Source organism: Streptomyces palmae (genome assembly GCF_004684805.1).
Classification (GTDB): Bacteria; Actinomycetota; Actinomycetes; order Streptomycetales; family Streptomycetaceae; genus Streptomyces; species Streptomyces palmae.
In genome coordinates, this window is sequence record NZ_SRID01000336.1 from 1 (window position 1) to 7,564 (window position 7,564).

At 74.2% G+C, this 7,564-nt stretch carries 7 protein-coding genes; 6 read left to right on the plus strand and 1 reads right to left on the minus strand.

Features of this window, described 5'->3' with window-relative positions:
* Positions 1-316, minus strand: a 316-nt coding sequence (locus E4099_RS25850) for an ATP-binding protein (RefSeq protein WP_135341523.1), incomplete at its 3' end; no start/stop codon positions are given.
* Positions 317-608: 292 nt separating this feature from the next.
* Between E4099_RS25850 and E4099_RS25855 the strand changes: the two genes are divergently transcribed.
* The 6 genes from E4099_RS25855 to efeB all read left to right on the plus strand — a co-directional run.
* Complete coding sequence (locus E4099_RS25855) at positions 609-1,457, plus strand: hypothetical protein (protein ID WP_245245171.1); 849 nt, start codon at positions 609-611, stop codon at positions 1,455-1,457.
* 254 nt (positions 1,458-1,711) lie between these two features.
* Complete coding sequence (locus E4099_RS25860; protein WP_135341524.1) at positions 1,712-2,470, plus strand: YcnI family copper-binding membrane protein; 759 nt, start codon at positions 1,712-1,714, stop codon at positions 2,468-2,470.
* Between the two features lie 202 nt (positions 2,471-2,672).
* Positions 2,673-3,338 carry an SCO family protein gene (locus E4099_RS25865; protein WP_135341525.1) on the plus strand — a complete coding sequence of 222 codons (666 nt, stop codon included), beginning with the start codon at positions 2,673-2,675 and terminating at the stop codon, positions 3,336-3,338.
* The gene (locus E4099_RS33750; protein WP_135341526.1) at positions 3,335-3,865 is read left to right on the plus strand and encodes a copper chaperone PCu(A)C; all 531 of its coding nucleotides are present in this window, start codon (positions 3,335-3,337) and stop codon (positions 3,863-3,865) included. The genes E4099_RS25865 and E4099_RS33750 overlap by 4 nt, the downstream gene beginning before the upstream one ends.
* A gap of 14 nt (positions 3,866-3,879) precedes the next feature.
* The gene (locus E4099_RS25875; RefSeq protein WP_135341527.1) at positions 3,880-6,036 is read left to right on the plus strand and encodes a copper resistance CopC/CopD family protein; all 2,157 of its coding nucleotides are present in this window, start codon (positions 3,880-3,882) and stop codon (positions 6,034-6,036) included.
* 176 nt (positions 6,037-6,212) lie between these two features.
* On the plus strand, positions 6,213-7,564 hold a 1,352-nt coding region (gene efeB, locus E4099_RS25880), incomplete at its 3' end, for an iron uptake transporter deferrochelatase/peroxidase subunit (protein ID WP_135341529.1).

The following is a 7,564-nucleotide window of genomic DNA, read 5'->3' on the forward strand; positions in this document are numbered from 1 at the left end:
GGGCGGGCCGGCCGCCGGTGCCCGGGGCGAGGTGGTCGCAGCCGCCGGGGGACCGGGTGAAGCCGGGGCCGGAGTCGGTCACCTCGATGCGGCAGGTGTCGCCGTCGATGAAGGCGGTCACCCGGTAGTTCTCGCCCGCCCCCTCACTGCCGCCGTGCTCCACCGCGTTGGCGCAGGCCTCGGTCAGGGCGAGGGACAGATCATGGGCGATCTCGGGGTCCACGCCCGCCGTCTCCATGGTGCCGAGCAGGAGTTTTCGAGCCAGGGGCACGCTCGCAGCCTCACGTCGCAGATGGAGAGACCACCAGATGCTCATGCTCCAGCCTCCCGACCACGGCTCGACATACCGATACCTATTGCCTGGCTCCAAGGTCCGTAAGCGTGGGCCGAACGTGACTCCGCTCATTCGGCGGACGCGCGATGCCGGTTCACCGGTGTATGGGAGACGGGGTGGAGCCGTACGGGTGCATAGGCATACGGGGAGCGCTGGATTCCCGCCCGGCGCACCCCGGCGCGTATGACGCTGCGCGCGCGCCCGCATGGGTGCGGCACCACCTCCGGACCCTGGCGTTCAGGCGTGGCCGCCCCGGTGGGATGATGGCGCAGCTATGTCCGCCTTTACGCCGAGCCTCGCCCGTACCTCAGGGAGCCGCGCGCCCCTGCGGCCGGTCGCGCGTTCCGGCTCGGCGGGGACGGGATTCCGGCTGCTGCGCGCCGCGGTGTTCACCGCCGTCTGCGTGGCGCTCTCGGCCGGCGGGCACGGCCTGGCCTCCTGCGCTCCGATTCCGCTGTGGACACTGGCCGCCGGCTGCGCGGCGCTGTTCGCGGTGGTGGTGGCCTCGGCCGGCCGGGAGCGTTCGCTGCCGGGGATCGCGGCCGGGCTGGCGGCGGGCCAGTTGGGGCTGCACGCCCTGTTCGGCCTGGGGCAGCACACCGCGGGCGGGTCCGCGGCGGGCTCCGCGGGGCCCGACGGGCTGATCGAGCTCGCCGGACGGCTGCTGTGCGACTCCGGACCCGGGCGGCTGGACGCCGCCGAGGCGCACCGGATCGTGACCGGCGCCGGGATCGACCCGGGCGGCATCGGTGGCGGGGCCGGGCGTACGGAGCACTTCTGGCATGCCGCCGGGGCACCCGACACACCGCTGGGCGCGCTGCTGCCCTCCCCCGCCATGGTGCTCGGCCACCTGCTGGCGGCACTCGCCGCGGGCTGGCTGCTGCGGCGCGGTGAAGTGGCGCTGTGGCGGCTGGCGCGGCTGTCGGCGGACGGGGTCCGGGTACGGGCCCTGCGCGCGGCGCTGCGGCTGGTGCGGGCGCTGTACGGCCGGCTGCTGGGCGAGGAGCCGGCGCCCGGCGCGGTGTGGCGGACGGACGGTCCGCGGCGGCCCGGTCCGCGAAGCGTGCTGCTCCAGCACAGTGTGATCAGGCGGGGTCCGCCGCACTTCGCTCTCGCGGCCTGACCAGGCGCGGCACACACCGAACTCCAGCGTGACCACGCGGACGCGGACCCGGGGCGACACCTCGTCTCGGTCCCCGAACGCGGGTGCGTACGTACACGAGCACACGGCCGTTCCCTCCGGGGAAGCCCCGTCGCGGGGGCGCCGGGCGCTCGGGCGCGCGCTCCGGCGGGACGCGGAGACGGAGGGGTGCGCTGCGGGGCAGGCCGTGTCCGGCGCCGCCCCGTCTGCTTTTCGACCCCCTGGAGTCCCCTGTCATGAACGCCATCAACACCCAGCGTCTGCGCCGCCTCTCCGTCCTCGGCGGTGTCTCCGCCGGTGCCGTCGTACTGCTCGCCGCCGCCCCCGCCCTCGCGCATGTGAGTGTGCAGCCGGGGCAGGCCGAGAAGGGCGGCTACAGCGTGATCAACTTCAAGGTGCCCAACGAGCGGGACGACGCCGCCACGGTGAAGCTCGAGGTCACCGTCCCCACCGACCACCCGCTGGCCTCGGTGATGCCGCAGCCGGTGCCGGGCTGGGATGTGAAGGTCAGCAAGTCCAAGCTGGACAAGCCGATAGAGATGCACGGCCAGAAGATCGACGAGGCGGTCAGCAAGGTCACCTGGACCGCGCAGAAGAAGGGCATCGAGCCGGGCACCTTCCAGCAGTTCCCGCTCTCGGTCGGGCAGCTGCCCCAGGACGCGGACCAGATCGTCTTCAAGGCGCTCCAGACGTACGACGACAAGGAGGTCGTGCGCTGGATCGAGCCGCCGAAGGAGGGCGCGCCGGAGCCGGAGAGCCCCGCGCCGGTGCTCAAGCTGGTGGCCGCCGCGGACGGCTCCGGGCAGCACGGATCCTCTGCCGGGCCCGATGACCAGGGCAAGGCCGACGACGGCCGGGGCGCTCAGCAGCAGGCGGCCGGCGACGGCGGCGACGACAGCGACACCACCGCACGGGTGCTGGGCATCGCGGGCATCGTGGTCGGCGCCGCGGGCATCGCCTTCGGCGTACTGACCGGACGCCGCCGCTCCGCCTGACCCGGCCACCGCTGGGATACGGGGCGGGCGCCCACGGCGGGGCCCCGCCCGGCAGGACGGCGGGCCGCCGTGCGGCGCCCCGCCCACGGGCACGCGGCCCGACGGGCGCCGCACGGCACCCTGCCCACCCCACCCCGTCATCCCGACGGACCCGACGGACCCGACGACAACTCCCCGACCTGAACGACCGGAGAAGGACTCCATGCGCACCACTCTCACGGCCGTGGCACTGACCGCGGCCGCCGCGCTCTCGCTCACCGCCTGCGGCTCGGGCGGCGACCAGGACGACCAGAGCACCAAGCAGGGCGAGTACGCGGAGGTGTCCGGTACGAAGCCGCAGTCCGCGATCGTGCTGGACAACCCGAAGACCAAGCCCGACCTGGTGCTGACCGACACCGAAGGCAAGGAGTACGACCTGCGGAAGGAGACCAAGGGCCGACCGACCCTGGTCTACTTCGGCTACACCTACTGCCCCGACGTGTGCTCCGTGGTGATGAGCGACATCAGCATCGCCGAGCAGCGCCTGTCCCCGGCCGAGCGGGACAAGCTCCAGGTGGTGTTCGTGACCACCGACCCGGAACGGGACACCCCCAAGCGGATGCGCGCCTGGCTGAACGGCCAGGGGGGCAAGGACTTCACCGGCCTGACCGGCGACTTCGACAAGATCCAGACCGCCGCCCGGTCGCTGGGCATCCTGGTGGAGAAGCCGAAGAAGGAGAAGGACGGCAGCATCACCGTCAACCACGGTGCCGAGGTCGTGGCCTTCTCGCCCAAGGACGACAAGGGCCACTGGCTCTACACCACGGACACCACGGCCGACACCTACCGCAAGGGCCTCCCGAACATCATCAAGGGGGAGAACCCGTGACCTCGGCACCCACCACCCCCGAGCGACGGCCCGCCGCGGCACCCACCGCCCTGGGGCGCCGCGCCCCGGCCGCACTGGCCGCCGGCGCCGCGCTCGCCCTGCTGCTGACCGGCTGCGGGGGCGACGACAAGGAGAGCGAGAAGCACCGGACGGCCACCGCGCCCCTGCTCTCGGTCACCGGCGCCTATATGCCCCGCCCCGCCATGTCCGACATGGCCGCGGGCTTCCTGACCGTTCGGAACGCCGGCGGCAGCGCCGACCGGCTGACCTCCGTCACCACCCCGCTCTCCAAGGACGTGACCCTGCACGCCACCCAGGGCACCCGGATGCAGCGGGTGCCCGATCTCGAGGTGCCGGCGCACGGGGAGCTGCGGCTGGCCAGCGGCGGCAGCCATCTGATGCTCGGAAAGCTCGACCACCGGCCGAAGGTCGGCGAGAAGGTGCGCTTCACCCTGCACTTCGCCGACTCGGACCCCATCCAGGTCGAGGTCCCCGTCCGGCCGATCACCTACCGTCCCGGGAACTGACGGACGGAGATCCGATGACGCTCCCCACGACCCTCGGCGCAGGCCCGGCGCCCGCGCGCCGGGCGCTCCGCCGCCGGCTGCCGGCGATGGCCGGCCTGCTCGGCGCGGTCCTGCTGTACCTGCTGACCCTCGGCGCCGCACCCGCCTCCGCGCACGCCGCGCTGACCGGGACGGACCCCGCCGAGGGCACGGTGCTGCAGACCGCTCCGAAGCGGGTGACCCTCACCTTCTCCGAGGGCGTCCTGCTCTCCGGCGACTCCGTGCGGGTGTTCGATCCACGCGGCAAGCGGGTGGACGCCGGCGAACCCCGCCATGTGGACGGCAAGTCCTCGACCGCCTCGGTGGCCCTGCACACCGGGCTGCCGAACGGCACCTTCACCGTGGCCTGGAAGGGGGTCTCCGCCGACAGCCATCCGGTGGGCGGCGCGTTCACCTTCTCCATCGGCGCGCCCTCCAAGACCACGGTCTCGGTGCCGACCGGCGCGGACCCCGACCCCACCGTGGACCTGCTGTACGGCACCGGCCGGTACGCCGCCTACGCGGGCTTCGCACTGCTGGTCGGCGGCTGCCTGTTCGCCGGGGTGTGCCGTCCCGCTCGCCCGGTGCAGCGGATCGCGGCGGGCGGCTGGGCCACGCTGTTCGCCGCCACCCTGCTGCTCCTGCTGCTGCGGGGCCCGTACACCAGCGGGGAGGGCCTCGGCGCCGCCTTCGACCTGGGCGGACTGGACGAGGTGCTGTCCACCAAGCCGGGCGCGGCGCTGCTCTCCCGGCTGCTGCTGCTCGGCGGGGCGGCGGTCTTCCTGGCGGTGCTCTTCGGCACCTACGCCCGCCAGTCCGCGAGCGGCGCCGACCCGCGGGCCCGCAAGGACCTGGCCTTCGGGCTGGGCGTCGGCGGCACGGTGGTGGCGGTCGGCCTGGCCGCCACCTGGGCGATGGCCGAACACGCCTCGGTCGGCATCCAGCACACCCTGGCAATGCCGGTGGCCGTGGTGCATCTGCTGGCGGTCGCGGCCTGGCTCGGCGGGCTGGTCTCGCTGCTGGCCACACTGCATGCCGGGGAGCCGGTGGCCCGCGCCCAGGTGCGCCGCTTCTCCCGGATGGCCCTCAGCTCGGTCCTGGTCCTGGTCGCCACCGGGATCTACCAGTCCTGGCGCCAGGTGGGCAGCTGGGGAGCGCTCACCGGGACCGAGTACGGGCGCTGGCTGCTGGTGAAGGTGGGTCTGGTGGTGGTGCTGGTGGGCATCGCCGCGATGTCCCACCGCCGAACCGCCCGCCTCACCGACCCGGCATCGGCCGAGACGGCTGAGACGGCCGAGACGAGCGATGCGGACGGGGCGAAGCGCCCATCCGGAGAGGACGTGGCGGCCGGTCCGACCAAGGGCCTGGCGGCGGACGGCCGGGGGGACGGCGCGGCGACCACCCTCGCCACCGGTGATCGAAAGGACGGCGCGGCCAAGAGCCTCGCGGTGGACGGTCCGGGGGACGGCACGGCGAAAAGCCTCGCCACGGACGGTCCGGGCAACGGCACCGCGGACGGCACCGCGAGCCCGGCCGACCCCGCCCCGGCCGCGCCCGAGGGGGCGACCGGGGCCGGCCCCGACGACGTACGCGCCGCGCAACTGGCCCGGCAGCGTGCCGCCGTGAAGCGGACCGCCACCCGGCGGCGGCGGGACGCCGACCCGGAGCGAGGTGCGCTGCGCCGTACGGTGCTCGCCGAGACGGCGGTGGCGGTGGTGCTGCTGGCGGTGACCACCCAGCTCACCGGTGTCCAGCCGGGTCGGGCGGAGACCGAGCAGAAGGCCGCCCGGTCCACCGCGCCGGCCGTCGGACCGGTCACCGTGAAGATCCCCTACGACACCGGAAGCAAGAGCGGACGCGGTACCGCCGAGGTCACCCTGGACCCGGCCCGCAAGGGCGACAACGAGGTGCACCTGTATCTGACCGACGCCGCCGGACGCCCGGTGGACGTGGCGGAGTTGAAGCTCTCCCTGACCCAGCGAAAGCAGAACCTCGGCCCGCTCCGGGTGAACCTGGAGCATGTCTCCACGGGGCACTGGAGCGCGGCCCGCAGCCAGCTGCCGATACCCGGCACCTGGCAGCTCTCCCTGACCGTACGGACCTCGGACATCGACCAGGTGACCGAGGTCAGGACCGTGAAGGTCGGCCCATGACCCAGCGCCCTGACACCTCCAACGCCGGCACCGGCCCCGTGAAGCGCGACGGGCGCCACGGCGCCGCCGCGAAGCCCGCCGCGAAAGCCTCCGCCGACACCCCGGCGAGAACCTCCGCGAAAGCCTCCGCGAAGACCCTGCCGAAGCCCGCCGGGACACCCGCCGGGACGGCCTCGATGACCGAGGAGCGGGATCCGGCCGCCACCCCCACGGGTGGAGTCCCGGTCTCCCGGCGCCGACTGCTCGGGACCGCCGGCGCGGTCGGCGCCACCGGGCTGGTCGTCGGCGGTGCCGCGGGCGCGGCGACCGCCGAGGCGGTGCGTGAGGACGCGCCGACCGCGCTCACCAGCCTCGGCGGCACCGCGGTCGGCTTCCGCGCCGAACGCCAGCAGCCCGGCATCACCACCCCCCTGCAGGCGCGCGGCCACCTGGCCGCCTTCGACCTGGCACCGGGCGCGGACCGCAAGGCCGCCGCCGCCTTGCTGCGCCGCTGGTCGGCGACGGCCGAACGGCTGATGGCGGGCGAGCCCGAGGCGGGTGACGGGGACACCGGCATCGCGCTGGACGCGGGTCCTTCCTCGCTCACCGTGACCTTCGGGTTCGGTCGGAGCTTCTTCGGCCGGACCGGGCTCACCGACCGGATGCCGGAGGCGCTGGCCCCGCTGCCGGACTTCTCCGCGGACGCGCTGGACCCCCGGCGCAGCAACGGCGACCTGTGGGTGCAGATCGGCGCCGATGACGCGCTGGTCGCCTTCCACGCGCTGCGCGCCCTCCAGCGGGAGGCGGGCGACACGGCCCGGCTGCGCTGGCAGATGAACGGCTTCAACCGCACCCCCGGCGCCACCGCCCGCCCGATGACGGCGCGCAATCTGATGGGGCAGGTGGACGGCACCAACAACCCCAAGCCGGCGGACCCGGACTTCCGGCAGCGGGTGTTCGTCGGCGACGGGGCCGCCCCCTCGTGGATGGCGGGCGGCTCGTACGCGGTGGTCCGGCGGATCCGGATGCTGCTGGACAGCTGGGACCACCTGTCGCTCGCCCAGCAGGAGAAGGTGATCGGCCGCCGCAAGAAGGACGGGGCCCCGCTGTCCGGCGGCACCGAGCACACCCCGGTACGGCTGGACAAGATCTCCCCCGAAGGTGTGCTGGCCATCGCCGGGGACGCACACGTACGAGTGGCGGCGCCGGAGTCCAACCAGGGCGCGGCGATGCTGCGGCGGCCCTTCTCGTACCACGACGGTTTCCGCCCGGACGGGGCGCCGGACGCCGGGCTGCTCTTCATCGCCTGGCAGGCGGACCCGATGAAGGGGTTCGTACCGGTGCAGCGGAAGCTGGACCGCGGCGACGGGCTCTCCCGGTTCCTGCGGCACGAGGCGAGCGGACTGTTCGCGGTGCCGCCGGCCGCCGAACGCGGTTCCTACGTGGGAGCTCCGCTGCACCGGTACGAACCCCTTCATCGGGTCCGCCTGCCAGGCGATGAAGAGCAGCCCGGCGTCCGGCGCCCCGTCCGGGCGGAAACCGTCGTGGT

Coding starts and splice junctions, on each gene's coding strand:
- E4099_RS25865 (WP_135341525.1), top strand. CDS start 2,673: ATGCGCACCACTCTCACGGCCGTGGCACTGACCGCGGCCGCCGCGCTC.
- E4099_RS25875 (WP_135341527.1), top strand. CDS start 3,880: ATGACGCTCCCCACGACCCTCGGCGCAGGCCCGGCGCCCGCGCGCCGG.
- E4099_RS25860 (WP_135341524.1), top strand. CDS start 1,712: ATGAACGCCATCAACACCCAGCGTCTGCGCCGCCTCTCCGTCCTCGGC.
- E4099_RS25855 (WP_245245171.1), top strand. CDS start 609: ATGTCCGCCTTTACGCCGAGCCTCGCCCGTACCTCAGGGAGCCGCGCG.